Genomic DNA, 14,702 nt, shown 5'->3' on the forward strand with positions numbered 1-14,702 from the left:
CGACCTCAGAACGGGTTGTAGACGTAGACGGGCCGGAACGGGGCGAACATCACCTGCGTGATGGCGTGCTCGCGCGCCTGGTCGTCGAACTGACGGCACGACACGGCGACATAATGTCCGTCGCCCTTGCACTCGATGACGCGGGACGTGCCGAAGGGGCTCAACACGATGGCCTTGTCGCCCCTGTCGCCGAATGCGCCGGGGTCGAGCGGTGCGACGAAGTTCGCGGTCTTGTCGTGATAGGTGTTCCAGCCGTACGGATCGTCGGCAGGGTTCGCGGCGGCGACCGGGGCGAGGGTCAGTGCGGCGGCGGCGGTCAACAGGGCAGCGGACAGAATTCGAGCAAGCATGTTCTCTCCCATCGTGGCTGTGCCCGCGAACGGGCCGTGCCGTGGCTGTGCCCGCAAGCGGGCCGTGCCTGGGAAATCGACCGCTGGGTCCGATCCGTTACCGGGCCGGGTTCCGTTGCGCGATAGAGGTGGCGGGATGGACGGCGATGAGACCCAGGCCTGCCCGGCGAGCACACAACTTCGCCAATTCGGCGTAAGCGGCCTTACCGAGGAGTTCCGCCAGTTCGGGCGCATACGACTGCCACACCGCCTTGGCGCCGACATGGGCGTCGGGTGAGCCGGAGCAGTACCAGGCGAGGTCCTCGCCGCCCTCGCCCCAGCCGCGCCGGTCGTACTCGGTGATCGTCGTCTTGAGTATCTGCTCGCCGTCCGGGCGTTCGACCCATTCCTGGGTGCGGCGGATCGGGAGCTGCCAGCACACGTCCGGCTTCACTTCGAGGGGCTCGATCCCTCGCTTCAACGCCATCGAGTGCAAGGCACACCCGACGCCGCCCGCGAATCCGGGGCGGTTGAGGAAGATGCACGCGCCTTTGTATCGGCGGGTGCGCAGTGCGGGCTCGTCCTCGAGGTCGTCTTCTTCGACGTAGCCCTTCTTGCCGAGACCCTTGTCCATGAACTGCCAATCCTCGGGTGTGAGCAGCTTCACCGACTCGTTCAGCTTCTCGAGATCCTCATCGTCGGACAGGAAGGCCCCGTGCGAACAGCAACCGTCATCGGGCCGGTCCTCGAGGATTCCCTGACACGCCGGCGTGCCGAACACGCAGGTCCAGTGGGAGAGCAGCCACGTCATGTCGGCAGCGATGATGTGCTCGGCGTTGTCCGGATCGGGAAATTCGACCCACTCGCGAGCGAAATCGAGGGGAACTTCGGGGCTGGGCGTCATCTTGTGGGAACGCCCTGCTTTACCTGCTGTCACAAAGCCCGACGGTAGACCCAGTACCGTGTCAATGTGCGACTAGGGGTACTCGACGTCGGAAGCAACACCGTCCATCTGCTCGTAGTGGACGCCCACAGGGGCGGCCACCCCACACCGATGAGCTCCACCAAGTCGACATTGCGGCTGGCGGAGAACACGGACGAACTCGGTGACATCACAGCCGCGGGCGCAGACCGCCTGGTGGCGACGGTCGCCGACTTCGCAGCGATCGCGAAGACCTCGGGCTGCGGCGAGCTGATGGCTTTCGCTACCTCGGCCGTGCGTGACGCGAAAAACTCGGATGCCGTTCTCGGCCGCGTACATGTCGAGACCGGGGTGAGACTCGAAGTGCTGTCCGGCGTCGACGAAGCGCGGCTGACTTTCCTCGCCGTGCGCCGCTGGTACGGATGGAGCGCGGGGCGCATCCTCAACATCGACATCGGTGGCGGATCCCTCGAACTGACGAGCGGGGGCGACGAGGACCCGGACGTCGCGCTGTCGTTACAGCTCGGGGCGGGCCGCCTCACTCGTGATTGGCTCGAGGCCGATCCGCCGGGGAAGCGCAGGGTCGCGGTGCTGCGCGACTGGCTCGACGCCGAACTCACGGTCCCGTCGAAGGAGCTGCGGGCGGCAGGGGAATGGGATCGTGCCGTCGGCACGTCGAAAACCTTCCGGTCCCTGGCCCGTCTCACGGGCGCCGCGCCGTCCGGTGCCGGTCCCCGTGTGAAGCGCACGCTCACCTCGAGCGGTCTCAGGCAACTCATAGCTTTCATTTCGCGGATGACGGCGTCGGACCGTGCAGAATTAGAGGGAGTGAGCTCCGACCGGTCGCAGCAGATCGTCGCCGGAGCACTCGTCGCGGAGGCCAGCATGAGAGCTCTCGGGGTAGAAGAATTGGAAATCTGCCCCTGGGCTCTGCGGGAGGGTCTGATCCTCCGAAAGCTCGACACGGAAATGGGCGGTGAATTGATGGTGGGTGCTCGATGACCGAGGACAGTCAGCAGATCTCTGTTTCAGAACTGCTCAAACGCAATGGGCAGCAAGTGGAGTCCCGCGGGGGAAGACGTCGTCGCGGCGTCAAGGGCGGAATCTCCGTTGCCGAGCTGACCGGTGAGATCCCGGTCGTCCGGGATTCATCCGAGTCGCGGGCACTCGATTCCGAGCCGGAGCCCGAATCTGCGTCCGAGCCCGAACGTAAGCCCGAGCCCGAACGTAAGCCCGAGCCCAAACCTGCGGCGACGCCCACGCGGGCCACCCCGCGGTCGGTGACGGCAGATGAGCGCACTGCCGCATTCAAGGCGCCGTTCGACGATGACGACGATGACGAGCCCATCGCCAGTCGCCCTGCCGCCCGTCGCCCCGCCGCCGGTCGCAATGGCGCCTCCGCCACGGGAACATCACGTGATCATCAGGGCGCCTGGGTGAGTCGGTCCGTCACGCAGGAGCGCCCGAAGCCGGCCGCCCCACCTGTCGCGCCGGCGGCCGCCGAACCCGCTTCGGTGACGAAAACGCCGGAACCGGCACCCACCGTCGCCGCACCCCGCGTGCAGCCGGCTCCCGCCGCTAAACCTGCCCCCGCCGCCAAGCCTGGCCCCGCCGCGAATCAGGCTTCTACCGCCAAGCCGGCACCGGAGGTGGAGACCAAGGCCGTCCCGAACGGCACGCCGGCGCCAGCCGCCGCCGGCATGCTCGTCAAGACACCGAAGAAACCCGAGACCACACCCCAGGACAAGGGGACCGAGCAGTCGGGGGTCAAGCAGTCGGGAACACAGCGGGAGCCCGGGCTGCTGTCCGGCTCGACGCTTGCCGGCGACCTGATGCGGCAGTCGCGCGACGCGGATGCCGCGAAGGCCAGTGAGGACACCGAGTTGATCGCCGCCGCCACCGACGAGGCGCCGGAGGCGGAAACCGAGCAGGCCGACGCTCCCCGTCGCTCGCGTAAAGAGGCGAAAGCGGAAGCCGCCAGAGCTGCCAAGGCCGCGAAGGACGTCGACGGCGCCGAGCAGGAGAGTAGTGCCGCCCGCGAGTGGGCGGTTCTGGCGGGTCAGGGTGTGATCGCGGTGATCGCCGGCGCTCTGTTGTTCAAGGGCTTCGAGAAGCTGTGGGACGTATTCCCGTGGGTCGCGTTGATCCTCGCCTTGCTCGTCATCGTCGGATTGGTGGCTATGGTGCGCATCCTGCGCCGCACCGACGACATCACCAGCTTCGTGATCGCCGTCGTGGTCGGAATGATCGTCACTCTGGGGCCGCTCGCCTTCATGCTTGCGTCGGGCTGAGTTGCTCATGGTCGGGGACAGTGGGTACGTACAGGCGCGGCAGACACCGCGCGGGCGCAAGGTTCTGGTCGGGCTGTCGACGGCGTCGGTATATCCGGAAAACGCTGAGGCGGCCTTCCGATACGCGGCGGAACTGGGGTACGACGGCGTCGAGTTGATGGTGTGGGCGGAGTCGGTGAGCCAGGACATCGGTGCCGTGGCCGCACTGGTTCGCAAGTATGCGATGCCGGTTCAGGCGATTCACACCCCCTGTCTGCTGATCTCGCAGCGAGTGTGGGGCGCCGACCCGGTGGCGAAGCTCGACCGTTCGGTGCGCACCGCGGAGGCGTTGGGCGCGACGAGCGTCGTGGTGCATCCACCGTTCCGCTGGCAACGCCGGTATGCGGAGGGGTTCAGCGACCAGGTCGCCGCGCTGGAGGAGCGCAGCGACGTGATCGTCGCAGTGGAGAACATGTTCCCGATGCGGGCGGACGGCTTCTTCGGAAGCAAGGAACGTTCGGCCGAGCGGCTTCGTCGTCGCGGCGGCCCAGGTGCCGCGTTGTCGGCGTTCAGTCCTTCCTACGACCCCACCGATTCCGGCCATGCCCACTACACGCTCGATCTCTCGCACACCGCCACTGCGGGTATGGACGCGATGAAGCTGGCGGAGCGGATGGGGTCGGGGCTGGCGCATCTGCACCTCGCCGACGGCCGGGGAGCCTCGATGGACGAACACCTCATTCCCGGGCACGGCGGACAGCCGTGCGCAGAGGTATGCCGTCACCTCGTCGACTCCGGCTTCGAGGGACAGGCTGTGATCGAGATCAACACTCAGAACGCGCGGACCCGGCGCGAGCGGGCGTCGATGCTCGGTCAGGCGCTGGCCTTCGCCAGGGAACACCTCGGGACGGGCCGTGCCACGTCCGGTTCGGCACGTAGCCGCCCCGGCGGCGATCACGACGACACCTGACCTGAACCGCGGGCGATGAGGCCATTCCTGCTGCGGTAAGCTGACACCACCATTGGATAGCTGGAGTATCCAACGATGGAGTCCCTGATCGAGTCGCGGTAGGAGGCACCGTGCGCGTGTCGGAACTGGTTGCCTGTACCGGCGTTCCCCTGGCGACCGTGAAGTACTACCTGCGCGAGGGTCTGCTGATGCCGGGCGAGGCGACGAGTGCGACTCAGGCCAGGTACGGCGAAGAACACGTTCGGCGCCTCGGGCTGGTGAAGGCACTCGCCGGGGCCGGACTCCCGATCCCTCGGATCCGGAAGGTCCTCCAGCTCATCGACCACCCCGACGGCTCGCTGTTCGAGGTGCTCGGCCAGGCGATCGGTCAACTTCCGCCCTACCTCGACATTCCGGCCGATCCCGGTGACTATCCGCGAGCGCGCGCCGTGCTCGAGAAACTCGGGCAAATCTACGACCCCAGGTACGTGGCGGTCGCGCAACTCGAACGCGCGCTCGAGGCCTTGGAAGATGCGGGTATCCCGATGACCGAGGAGCGCCTCGACGCCTACGGGCGGCACATTCGCGGTATCGCCGAGGTGGACATCGGGCTCATGCCCACCGGCTCGGCAGAGGACGCTGTGCGCTGTGCGGTACTCGGGACTGCGATCTACGAACCGGTGATCGCCGCGATGCGCCGACTCGCCCATCAGGACATTGCCCAGAATTTCTTTCAGAAAACCGATGAACAGGACGCTTCGTGAGCTCTGCACCCTTCCGCGACCTCAACGCCCTCACCCCCGGCGGTGACGGCACGTTCCAGGCGCACATCGACCCCATCTGGACCATCGGCCCGAAGGTGCATGGCGGCTCCATGATGTCGCTGTGCGCGGCGGCCGCACGCGCCCGCCTGGTCGACGACGGCGGTGCAGGCGATCTCGCCCGGGTTCAGCCACTCGCAGTGGGGGCCAACTACCTGGCCGCTCCCGACCCCGGCGAGGTCACCCTCTCGACCACGGTGCGCAAGCGGGGCAAGCAGGTGTCGTTCGTCGACGTCGAGCTCCGGCAGGGCGACCGGGTCGCCGTCCATGCGTCGGTCACGCTGGGTGTTCCCGACGCGGGTGAGCCTCACTACAGCGTCGATCATGCGTTGGCCCAGCTTCCAGTGGAGCCGCCCGCCGACGCAGTAATACTCACGCCCGACCACCCGATGGGCCAAATCGTGCACGTGGCTCAGGGATGCGACATGCGCGTCGACGGCACGTCCGCCCACTTCCTCGCCGGCAACCAGGGCGAGCCGGAGGTGCGCATGTGGGTCCGACCGCGTGCCGACGACGAGAACGACCCAGACACCGCCGCACTGTTCGCCATCATGACGGGCGACATCAGTGCACCCGTGACGATGAACCGCGGAATGTTCGGGTGGGCACCCACTGTGCAGCTCACCACCTATCTGCGCAGGCAGCCCGCACCGGGGTGGCTCCGCGTGATGGCCAGCAGCACGGTGCTCGGCAGTGCGTGGTTCGAAGAGGACCACACGGTCCTCGACTCGACCGGTGCAATCGTCGTGCAAAGCCGTCAGCTGGCCATGATCCCCCGCTAGAAACACGCCGCCACGGGTCGTGGCAGGCTGTCCGGCATGACGAGAATTGCGGTTATCGGAGGCGGCCGGATCGGTGAGGCGCTCATCTCGGGCCTCCTGCAATCAGGACACGCGGTGAAGGATCTCGTGGTGGCCGAGCAGCATCCACCGCGGGCTGCCGAACTGGCAGCCGAGTACTCCGTGTGTGTGAGCAGTCCGCAGGACGCCGCCGAGGGAGCCGACGTCATCGTGGTGGCCGTCAAGCCCGGTGACGTCGAGTCCGCGCTTACGGCGGTGTCGAAGGCCGACCTCGACGGTGAGCGTGAACAGATTCTCGTGTCCCTGGCGGCGGGCATTCCCACCTCGTACTACGAGAAGCGCCTGCCTGCCGGGTTCCCCGTCGTCCGGGTCATGCCGAACACGCCGATGCTGGTAGGGGAGGGCGTCAGCGTGCTCGCTCCCGGCCGCCATGTGAAGAAGGACCACCTCGACCTGGTGCGTGGGGTGTTGTCTGCCGTGGGCAAGGTCGTGACGGTGCCGGAGTCGCAGATCGACGCGGTCACTGCCGTCTCCGGGTCCGGGCCCGCCTACTTCTTCCTCGTCGCCGAGGCGATGATCGACGCCGGTGTGGGTCTCGGGCTGACCCGCGCGACGGCGTCCGAGCTGGTCGTGCAGACGATGGTCGGTGCCGCAGCCATGCTCGACCAGTCGGGGGAAAGCACGACGGAACTCCGCGCGGCGGTCACCTCGCCCGGTGGAACCACTGCTGCCGCGATCCGTCAGCTGGAAAAGAACGGTCTCCGATCGGCGTTCTACGACGCGCTGGAGGCGGCGAAATCGAGATCGGCCGAGCTCGGCACTTCTAGCGAATGATATTCGATTGCCCACACCCGTCGCAGTAACCCCATCCGTCCCGCTAAGCTCGAAGTAGCACGTGCGTGTCTGTTCCGCCGGAGGGGAAGCCGGCGGCGCGAGACGTGCCGGAGGTAAGTGTTTGATGACGTCTGGAAAAAAGCCGTCGAAGGGTTCAGCCCAAGACGGACAACCGGCCCTGGCCGGAACGCAATTTCTCACAGTCGCCGAGGTAGCGACGCTGATGAGAGTGTCCAAGATGACTGTGTATCGGTTGGTGCACAGCGGCGAACTGCCTGCCGTCCGGGTGGGCCGTTCGTTCAGAGTGCATGCGAAAGCTGTGCACGACTACCTCGAAACCTCGTACTTCGATGCCGGTTGACCGATCGGCACGAAGAGGGTGACCTCGGTTTCTCCCGGGCGAACCTCACCGGTACGATTAGCGACTGTCGTACCAGCCAGCTGGTGTCGTAAGGCGCTGAGCTAGTTAAAACGAGGCCCAGGCGCCAGAGAGGCGCAGGCGTACGTGACCGGCGTGCGCAGGAACGCTAGAGAAGAACGTGAGGGACACCCGCTATGGGTTCAGTGATCAAGAAGCGACGTAAGCGCATGTCGAAGAAGAAGCACCGTAAGCTGCTTCGCCGCACCCGAGTGCAGCGCAGGAAACTCGGTAAGTAAAGAGACACGACGCGATGCCCGCCACCTCGAGTGGCGGGCATTTCGTCGTTTCGGACGGGTCGACTTCTGGGCGACCGACCAAATGTCGTTGTGCGAAGCGCTATCCGCCCGCTGCACGTATCGTTGACCTCACTCGCTACGTGATCGGGGGTTCTAGTGGTTGTGAGTGACGATGGCAGCTCTGAGCGTACGGCGCCGCCGCGCGTCGCGCTGGTCACCGGCGCGAGCCGGTTCCTCGGGGGATACCTCGTCACCAGGCTGGCACAGAACCCGGATATCGAGCGGGTCATCGCGGTAGACGCGGTGTCGCCGAGCAAAGACATGCTGCGGCGAATGGGCCGCGCCGAGTTCGTGCGCGCCGACATCCGCAATCCGCTGATCGGCAAAGTGATCCGCAACGCCGGGGTCGACACGGTAGTGCATGCCTCCACTCTGGCCCGACCGCCGAAAGCGGGCAGCCGGGCGGCGATGAAGGACATGAACGTCATCGGCGCCATGCAATTGTTCGCGGTCTGCCAGAAGGCGCCCACGGTGCGGAAGGTGGTACTGCGCTCGGCGTCCGTCGTCTACGGCAGCACCGCCCAGGACCCGGCGAAGTTCACCGAGGAGATGAGCGCGCGCCGCCGCCCCGGCGGCGCCTACGCACGGGACTGCATCGAGATCGAGGGCTACCTGCGCGGCATGGGACGCCGGCGTCCCGACATCGCGGTGTCCATCCTGCGCCTCGCTCCGCTGGTCGGTCCCCGCCTCAACGCGACGGTCGCGCGGTACCTGACGTCGCCGCTGGTACCGACCATCCTGGGTCGCGACGCACGCCTGCAGGTACTGCACGAAGAGGACGCCCTCGCGGCTCTGGAACGCGCAACCGTGTCGGGTCCGGCCGGAACGTTCAATGTGGCAGGCGACGGTGTCGTCATGTTGTCGCAGGCGATCCGCCGGGCCGGACGTGTCGAGGTGCCGATGCCGTTCAGTCTGTTTCGCAACGTCGGCCGTGCGCTGATGGGGCCGGTCATGCGGTCGTATTCCAACGAGCAGCTCGAGTACTTCCACTTCGGTTGCGGACTGGACACCACGCGCATGCGAACCGAACTATCCTTCGAGCCACGGTGGACCACGATGCAGGCGCTCGACGACTTCGCACGCGCCGCGGGGGTCACCGCCATCATCAAGAACGAATGGATCGACGCAGCAGAGAACGCACTACTCGCTCTGACCGGTACGGCGAAAGGGGAGAGGTGAACGAAGTGGCGAAGGTCATTCCGTTGCACGGTGCATCAACCGCGCGCGGGGCTGCACTGGGACGTTCGAGGCGCGAGCAGAGCGAGAGCCGACATCCGTCCGCAATGCCCCCACCGGCCGTGATCAGCCCGCCGGAGCCCCAGCCCGACACCGGATCGTCGGCGGTCGACGCCGTCCGACGGGTCCTTGCCGATCAGATCGTCAACACCGCGGAGTTCGTGCGCCGCCGCCTGTCGGGCGACTATCACGTCGACGACTTCGGCTACGACCCGCACTTCGCCGAGAATGTGTGGCTGCCGGTACTGCGGCCCCTGTTCGACAAGTGGTTCCGCGTCGAGGTCAGTGGTCTGGAGAACATTCCGTCGACCGGTGGTGCCCTGGTGGTAGCCAATCATGCCGGTGTCCTTCCCCTGGACGGCCTGATGACCTCGGTCGCCGTGCACGACCACCACCCCGCTCATCGGCCGCTGCGCATGTTGGCGGCCGATATTGCGTTCGAGATGCCCGTGGTCGGTGACCTCGCCCGTAAGGCCGGGCACACCCTGGCGTGCAACCCCGACGCTGTTCGCCTGCTGCAAACCGGTCAGGTCGCGGCCGTGTTCCCCGAAGGCTTCAAAGGGATCGGCAAACCGTTCAGTGAGCGCTACAAGCTGCAGAGATTCGGTCGCGGTGGTTTCGTGTCCGCCGCCATGCGGACCGGGGCACCGATCATCCCGTGCTCGATCGTCGGTTCCGAGGAAATTTATCCGAAGATCGGTGACCTCGGAACGCTCGCCCGCTTACTTGGCATGCCCTATTTCCCGGTGACACCACTCTTTCCGCATTTCGGGCCGCTCGGGCTGGTTCCGCTGCCGTCCAAGTGGTACATCGAGTTCGGCAAGCCCATCGTCACCGATACCTACGACGCGTCGGCCGCCGACGACCCCATGGAGCTGTTCGAGGTCACCGACCACGTTCGCGAGACCATCCAGCAGACGCTCTATCGGCTCCTCGCGAAGAGGCGCAACGTCTTCCTGGGCTGACACCGACACGTCGTAGCCGGGGTCGATACGCGGCGCAGTGAAGGGTTCAGACCGCGTGCTCGCGGCGGCGGGCGACCGCGGCCGCCAGCGCGCCGCCGGCCGCGCCGAGCAGCAATGCGGTGGGAACGCCGATCTTGGCGGCCTTGCGGCCGGTGCGGAAGTCCCGGATCTCCCAGCCCCGGTTCTTGGCCAGCTCGCGCAGGTCGGTGTCCGGGTTGATGGCGACGGCCGTGCCGACGAGCGAGAGCATGGGCACGTCGTTGTGGCTGTCCGAGTAGGCGGTGCAGCGTTTGAGGTTGAGGCCCTCGCGGACGGCCAGCGCACGCACCGCGTGGGCCTTGCCGAGGCCGTGCAGGATGTCGCCGACCAGACGTCCGGTGAACACGCCGTCCTCGCTTTCGGCGACGGTGCCGAGGGCCCCGGTCAGGCCCAGCCGCTTCGCGATCACCTGGGCCAGTTCCACGGGAGTGGCCGTCACCAGCCACACCTGTTGTCCGGCGTCGAGATGCATCTGCGCGAGTGCCCGGGTACCGGCCCAGATCTTGTCGGCGATTACCTCGTCGTAGATCTCCTCGCCGAGCCGGGCGAGTTCGGCGGTGGACCGACCGGCCACGAATGAGAGGGCCTTCTCCCGGCCGGAGGCGACGTCGACGCTGCTCTCCTTGCCGGTCACGCGGAACTTGATCTGCTTCCACGCGAAGTCCAGGAGGTCGGCGGACTTCAAGTACTTCCTGGCGGCTAGTCCGCGGGCGAAGTGGATGATCGACGCACCCTGGACCATCGTATTGTCGACGTCGAAGAAGGCCGCGGCGGTCAGATCCAGGGGGACCTGTGGCTCTTCGGTCTCTGGGCCGGCTTCGTGGAGGGCCAGCGCGGCGTCGGCACTGGCCTCGCCCGCAACGTTTGCACGTACCTCGGCCTCGCTCGGGCCCAGCGGATTCCTGAACTGCCGACGGCCCGGAAGGATCATCCCCGCCAGTCCTGAACCGAAACCCGAGCCGTTCGGTAGTGATCGCGCAGGCACTCGCACCTCCCCTATCGCTGAAGCCTCTGGACGCAGCCTATCCCTCGGTTCCGACCCTGGGCGGGCGGATGGCTGCGTGCACCGAATCGTGTGACGTTCATCTCCGAGCCGGGTGGCGTTACCGGCCCCGGAAACGGCACAGTGAGTCCCGCAGAGGTGGCGAAAGGAAAGTATCCGACATGAGTACCAGCGAACACGTGGTGACGCTTCTCACGCGGGCGGGCTGCGGGGCGTGCACGCCGGCGCGCGAGCAGTTGCTGATTCTGTGCGAGGAGTTCGGGCTGGAACTGACGTGCATAGACGTCGACGAGGCGGCTTCCACGGACCCGGAACTGCGGGCGGAATTCGGTGATCGATTGCCGGTCGTCCTGCTCGACGGACGTGAGCACAGTTACTGGGAGGTCGATGAAGAGCGCCTCCGATCGGATTTGCGCAAGTAAGGCGACCCTAAAACTGCGAACTCCGGATGCTGTGCAGGTAGGAGTGCATGTCGCGTAGTCGCAGCGACTTTGTGCATGGGTTCACAAGCAGTTACCGTGGTGTGAACAATTCCCCGGAGCATCGTGGAGAACGGCAGCGAATGCCGGTCGGACGAGGAGCCAACGACGTGACCGAAACGCACCAGACGCATGGGTCTGTGGCCCATGGCGTCACGGGCGCAGTCGGTCCGTCCGCCGTCGAGTCACCAGCCCCCGGATCGCCGCTCCCCGAATCGCGGGACATCCCCCAGGCTACGGTCACGCGGCTGGCGACGTACCTGCGGGTCCTCGGAATGCTGGCGGACCGCGGCACGATCATCGTCTCGAGTGAGGAACTCGCCGCCGCTTCCGGTGTGGGTTCGGCCAAGCTCCGCAAGGACCTGTCTTTCCTCGGCCCCAACGGGGTGCGGGGGGTCGGCTACGACGTGACGCGGCTGCGGGCACGCATCGAACGAGCACTCGGTCTGGACCGCGGGCACAAGGTCGTCCTCGTCGGTGTCGGAAACCTCGGCCAGGCCCTCGCCGGTTACGGCGGTTTCGGACGCCGCGGATTTTCGATGGTGGGTCTGTTCGACAGCGATCCGGACCGTGTCGGCACCCCGGTAGGCGACCTCGTGGTGCGCCACGTCGACGAACTCGAACAGGCCTGCGCCGAACTCGAAGCCACCATCGGCGTCATCTCGACTCCGGACGAGGCCGCGCAGGACGTGTGCGACCGCCTCGTCGGCGCCGGGCTGCGGTGCATCCTCAGCTTTTCGCCGACCGCACTCGACGTCCCGGACCACGTCGAGATGCGCCGCGTCGACCTTGCGGTCGAGATGCAGGTCCTCTCGTTCAACAGCGCACGCAACACCGAGTCGGCTCCTGGCGCTCGGGCCGCGGACGTCGTACCCACGGCTCCGCGCGTGCGCATCGGACATTCGGCTGTCCCGTCCACCGCACCAAGAAACGGATCAGTGATCGCGCCGTGAGTGTTCTGCTTGTCGGGGTCTCGCACCGGACGGCTCCCGTGCCGGTTCTCGAGCGGGTTGCTGTCACCGACACCGATCGACCGAAGCTGACGGACAAGCTTCTGGCGTCGACGCACATCTCGGAAGCGATGATCGTCTCGACCTGCAACCGGGTGGAGATCTACGCCGTCGTCGACGCGTTCCACGGTGCGCTCACCGAGGTCGGTGAACTTCTGGCGGATCATTCCGGGCTCGACCTCACCGACCTGCACCGTCACGCCTATGTGCGGTACAGCGAGGCGGCTGCGGAGCACCTGTTCGCGGTGGCGAGCGGACTCGATTCAATGGTGATCGGCGAACAGCAGATTCTCGGTCAGATCCGGACCGCCTACGCGTCCTCGGACGCCCAGCAGGCCGCCGGACGCACGTTGCACGAGCTCGCCCAGCAGGCGTTACGCGTGGGCAAGCGGGTTCACGCGGAGACGGGAATCGACTCGGCCGGCGCGTCGGTCGTCTCGGTGGCGCTCGACCGCGCCGCCGGCGTCATCGGCGCCGGTGGGCTCAGCGGCCGTACCGCAGTGGTCGTCGGTGCCGGCTCGATGGGCGGGCTCTCGGTCGCATACCTCACCCGTGCGGGCATCGGCCGAATTCTCGTCGTCAACCGCACCGCGGAGCGGGCCGAGCACCTGGCCGACACGGCCCGGTCGGGCGGTGTCGAAGCGGAGGCGTTCGAGCTCGGTCACCTGCCCACGGCGATGGCGCAGGCGGATGTGCTCGTGACCTGTACCGGCGCGGTCGGTGCCGTCGTCACACTCGCGGATACGCACCGTGCGCTGGCTCAGCCCGACCGCGACCCCGAACGTCCACTCGTCATCTGCGACCTCGGTCTGCCCCGCGACGTCGAGCACGCGGTCTCGGGACTGCCCGGGGTCACCGTGCTTGACATGGAGTCGCTGCAGCGCGACCCCGCCGCAGGGGCGGCCGCATCGGATGCCGACGCCGCCCGGGCGATCGTGGCGAGTGAGCTCGCCCAGTATCTCGCCGGCCAGCGGCTGGCAGAGGTGACGCCGACCGTCACCGCCCTGCGTCAGCGCGCCGCGGACGTCGTCGAAGCCGAGTTGCTGAGGCTCGATTCCCGGCTCCCCGGGCTCGACGACCCCGAGCGCGACGAGGTGGCACGCACCGTCCGCCGAGTGGTCGACAAGCTGCTGCACGCTCCGACAGTGCGGGTGAAACAGCTCGCGTCGGCGCCGGGTGGCGACTCGTACGCCGCCGCGCTACGCGAACTGTTCGAGCTGAGCCCCGGATCCGTCGAGGCGGTGGCAAAGCCGACCGACCTCGGTGCCATCGACATCACCGACGGATTCATCGCGGGCCAGGACCCCCGTCTGCGCCGTTTCGTCGCGGGCGACAACCAAGGGAAGGAATCGCAGGCATGAGCGCCGTCGGCACCCGCACCCTGCGGATCGGTACCCGTGGAAGCGAACTCGCCACCACCCAGGCCGGCACCGTGCGTGACGCACTGATCTCCGCCGGACACGAAGCCGAACTCGTCATCATCAAGACCAAGGGCGATCAGTCCATGGAGTCGGTGGAGAAGATCGGGGTCGGTGTCTTCACCGCGGAACTTCGGGAAGCGCTGGTCGACGGCCGCGTCGACGTGGCTGTTCACTCGTACAAAGATCTGCCGACCGCCCGGGACGAACGGTTCACCATTGCCGCGATTCCGCCGCGCGAGGACCCGCGTGATGCGCTGGTCGCCCGCGACGGACTCGTTCTCGGTGAACTTCCGGTCGGGTCGAAGGTCGGTACGTCGGCGCCGCGCCGCACCTCGCAACTGCGGGCACTCGGCCTCGGTCTCGACATCCGCCCTCTGCGCGGCAACCTGCAGCGTCGGCTCGGCAAGGTGGAGTCGGGCGAGCTCGATGCCGTCATCCTGGCGCGGGCGGGGTTGGCGCGTATCGGCCGACTTGACCTGATCACCGAGTCCCTCGAACCCGTCCAGATGCTGCCTGCACCTGCCCAGGGTGCGTTGGCTGTGGAATGCCTGTCCGGCAACACCGCGCTCGTGTCGATCCTGGCCGAGCTCGACGACCCGAACAGCCGCGCCGCCGTCACCGCGGAACGTGCCCTCCTCGCCGAACTCGAGGCCGGATGCACCGCACCTGTGGGAGCAATCGCGGAAGTCGTCGAATCACTCGACGACGACGGCCGCAGCTTCGACGAACTCTCCGTCCGGGGTTGCGCAGCAGCCATCGACGGTTCGGACGTCATACGCACGGGGGCAGTGGGCTCCCCGGACAACGCCGAAGAACTCGGCCGCTCGGTCGCACGGGAACTCCTCGAACTCGGGGCCCGTGAGCTGATGAACGTCACCGAGGCCGGTGATGCCGATGTTTGATGTGC

The 14,702-nt window shown here is 67.0% G+C and carries 17 protein-coding genes; 14 read left to right on the top strand and 3 right to left on the bottom strand.

All coding sequences use genetic code 11. The features are described from left to right. Positions 1 to 5 precede the first annotated feature (5 nt). Complete coding sequence (locus CBI38_RS07830; RefSeq protein ID WP_109327821.1) at positions 6 to 350, bottom strand: hypothetical protein; 345 nt, start codon at positions 348 to 350, stop codon at positions 6 to 8. A gap of 97 nt (positions 351 to 447) precedes the next feature. After that, positions 448 to 1,233 carry a DUF3109 family protein gene (locus CBI38_RS07835; protein ID WP_109327823.1) on the bottom strand — a complete coding sequence of 262 codons (786 nt, stop codon included), beginning with the start codon at positions 1,231 to 1,233 and terminating at the stop codon, positions 448 to 450. Positions 1,234 to 1,299: 66 nt separating this feature from the next. On the opposite strand from CBI38_RS07835, the gene CBI38_RS07840 reads away from it, so the two are divergent. From CBI38_RS07840 to CBI38_RS07885, 10 genes are all read left to right on the top strand, one after another. Then, positions 1,300 to 2,253 carry a Ppx/GppA family phosphatase gene (locus CBI38_RS07840; RefSeq protein WP_109327825.1) on the top strand — a complete coding sequence of 318 codons (954 nt, stop codon included), beginning with the start codon at positions 1,300 to 1,302 and terminating at the stop codon, positions 2,251 to 2,253. Further along, positions 2,250 to 3,542 (top strand): hypothetical protein, encoded by a 1,293-nt coding sequence (locus CBI38_RS07845; protein ID WP_109327827.1) that lies wholly within the window; start codon positions 2,250 to 2,252, stop codon positions 3,540 to 3,542. Before CBI38_RS07840 ends, CBI38_RS07845 begins: the two co-directional genes overlap by 4 nt. Positions 3,543 to 3,549: 7 nt before the next feature. Next, positions 3,550 to 4,491: a sugar phosphate isomerase/epimerase family protein gene (locus tag CBI38_RS07850; protein WP_109327829.1), complete on the top strand. Its 942-nt coding sequence runs from the start codon at positions 3,550 to 3,552 to the stop codon at positions 4,489 to 4,491. Positions 4,492 to 4,601: 110 nt separating this feature from the next. Further along, positions 4,602 to 5,234 carry a MerR family transcriptional regulator gene (locus tag CBI38_RS07855; RefSeq protein ID WP_109327831.1) on the top strand — a complete coding sequence of 211 codons (633 nt, stop codon included), beginning with the start codon at positions 4,602 to 4,604 and terminating at the stop codon, positions 5,232 to 5,234. Further along, positions 5,231 to 6,073, top strand: a complete 843-nt coding sequence (locus CBI38_RS07860) for a thioesterase family protein (RefSeq protein ID WP_109327833.1) — start codon at positions 5,231 to 5,233, stop codon at positions 6,071 to 6,073. Before CBI38_RS07855 ends, CBI38_RS07860 begins: the two co-directional genes overlap by 4 nt. A gap of 36 nt (positions 6,074 to 6,109) precedes the next feature. Beyond that, positions 6,110 to 6,925, top strand: a complete 816-nt coding sequence (gene proC, locus CBI38_RS07865) for a pyrroline-5-carboxylate reductase (RefSeq protein ID WP_109327835.1) — start codon at positions 6,110 to 6,112, stop codon at positions 6,923 to 6,925. A 124-nt stretch (positions 6,926 to 7,049) separates the two neighbouring features. Then, the gene (locus CBI38_RS07870; RefSeq protein ID WP_109327837.1) at positions 7,050 to 7,286 is read left to right on the top strand and encodes a helix-turn-helix domain-containing protein; all 237 of its coding nucleotides are present in this window, start codon (positions 7,050 to 7,052) and stop codon (positions 7,284 to 7,286) included. Positions 7,287 to 7,480: 194 nt separating this feature from the next. Then, complete coding sequence (locus CBI38_RS07875; RefSeq protein ID WP_003402602.1) at positions 7,481 to 7,582, top strand: 30S ribosomal protein bS22; 102 nt, start codon at positions 7,481 to 7,483, stop codon at positions 7,580 to 7,582. Positions 7,583 to 7,744: 162 nt separating this feature from the next. Next, complete coding sequence (locus tag CBI38_RS07880; RefSeq protein WP_201453527.1) at positions 7,745 to 8,821, top strand: NAD-dependent epimerase/dehydratase family protein; 1,077 nt, start codon at positions 7,745 to 7,747, stop codon at positions 8,819 to 8,821. After that, positions 8,818 to 9,843 (top strand): lysophospholipid acyltransferase family protein, encoded by a 1,026-nt coding sequence (locus CBI38_RS07885; protein ID WP_109327841.1) that lies wholly within the window; start codon positions 8,818 to 8,820, stop codon positions 9,841 to 9,843. The genes CBI38_RS07880 and CBI38_RS07885 overlap by 4 nt, the downstream gene beginning before the upstream one ends. A 46-nt stretch (positions 9,844 to 9,889) precedes the next feature. Here CBI38_RS07885 and CBI38_RS07890 read toward each other — a convergent pair whose 3' ends face one another. Beyond that, on the bottom strand, positions 9,890 to 10,867 hold the full coding sequence (locus tag CBI38_RS07890; RefSeq protein WP_109327843.1) for an HAD family hydrolase: 978 nt from the start codon (positions 10,865 to 10,867) through the stop codon (positions 9,890 to 9,892). A gap of 179 nt (positions 10,868 to 11,046) precedes the next feature. On the opposite strand from CBI38_RS07890, the gene CBI38_RS07895 reads away from it, so the two are divergent. The 4 genes from CBI38_RS07895 (at position 11,047) to hemC (ending at position 14,697) form a co-directional block, all read left to right on the top strand. Beyond that, on the top strand, positions 11,047 to 11,307 hold the full coding sequence (locus CBI38_RS07895; protein WP_109327845.1) for a glutaredoxin family protein: 261 nt from the start codon (positions 11,047 to 11,049) through the stop codon (positions 11,305 to 11,307). 140 nt (positions 11,308 to 11,447) lie between these two features. Next, a complete protein-coding gene (locus CBI38_RS07900) occupies positions 11,448 to 12,317 on the top strand; it encodes a redox-sensing transcriptional repressor Rex (RefSeq protein ID WP_204164950.1) in 870 nt (289 codons plus the stop codon). Beyond that, a complete protein-coding gene (locus CBI38_RS07905; RefSeq protein WP_109327849.1) occupies positions 12,314 to 13,735 on the top strand; it encodes a glutamyl-tRNA reductase in 1,422 nt (473 codons plus the stop codon). The genes CBI38_RS07900 and CBI38_RS07905 overlap by 4 nt, the downstream gene beginning before the upstream one ends. After that, positions 13,732 to 14,697 carry a hydroxymethylbilane synthase gene (gene hemC / locus CBI38_RS07910; protein WP_109327851.1) on the top strand — a complete coding sequence of 322 codons (966 nt, stop codon included), beginning with the start codon at positions 13,732 to 13,734 and terminating at the stop codon, positions 14,695 to 14,697. The genes CBI38_RS07905 and hemC overlap by 4 nt, the downstream gene beginning before the upstream one ends. Positions 14,698 to 14,702 lie beyond the last annotated feature (5 nt).

The sequence above is a fragment of the Rhodococcus oxybenzonivorans genome (assembly GCF_003130705.1).
Lineage (GTDB): Bacteria > Actinomycetota > Actinomycetes > Mycobacteriales > Mycobacteriaceae > Rhodococcus_F > Rhodococcus_F oxybenzonivorans.

Excerpts from the sequence above, each read along its gene's own strand:
- CBI38_RS07830 (WP_109327821.1), bottom strand. The coding sequence starts at position 350 with ATGCTTGCTCGAATTCTGTCCGCTGCCCTGTTGACCGCCGCCGCCGCA.
- CBI38_RS07835 (WP_109327823.1), bottom strand. The coding sequence starts at position 1,233 with ATGACGCCCAGCCCCGAAGTTCCCCTCGATTTCGCTCGCGAGTGGGTC.
- CBI38_RS07845 (WP_109327827.1), top strand. The coding sequence starts at position 2,250 with ATGACCGAGGACAGTCAGCAGATCTCTGTTTCAGAACTGCTCAAACGC.
- CBI38_RS07850 (WP_109327829.1), top strand. The coding sequence starts at position 3,550 with ATGGTCGGGGACAGTGGGTACGTACAGGCGCGGCAGACACCGCGCGGG.
- proC (WP_109327835.1), top strand. The coding sequence starts at position 6,110 with ATGACGAGAATTGCGGTTATCGGAGGCGGCCGGATCGGTGAGGCGCTC.
- CBI38_RS07870 (WP_109327837.1), top strand. The coding sequence starts at position 7,050 with ATGACGTCTGGAAAAAAGCCGTCGAAGGGTTCAGCCCAAGACGGACAA.
- CBI38_RS07875 (WP_003402602.1), top strand. The coding sequence starts at position 7,481 with ATGGGTTCAGTGATCAAGAAGCGACGTAAGCGCATGTCGAAGAAGAAG.
- CBI38_RS07895 (WP_109327845.1), top strand. The coding sequence starts at position 11,047 with ATGAGTACCAGCGAACACGTGGTGACGCTTCTCACGCGGGCGGGCTGC.
- CBI38_RS07900 (WP_204164950.1), top strand. The coding sequence starts at position 11,448 with ATGCCGGTCGGACGAGGAGCCAACGACGTGACCGAAACGCACCAGACG.
- hemC (WP_109327851.1), top strand. The coding sequence starts at position 13,732 with ATGAGCGCCGTCGGCACCCGCACCCTGCGGATCGGTACCCGTGGAAGC.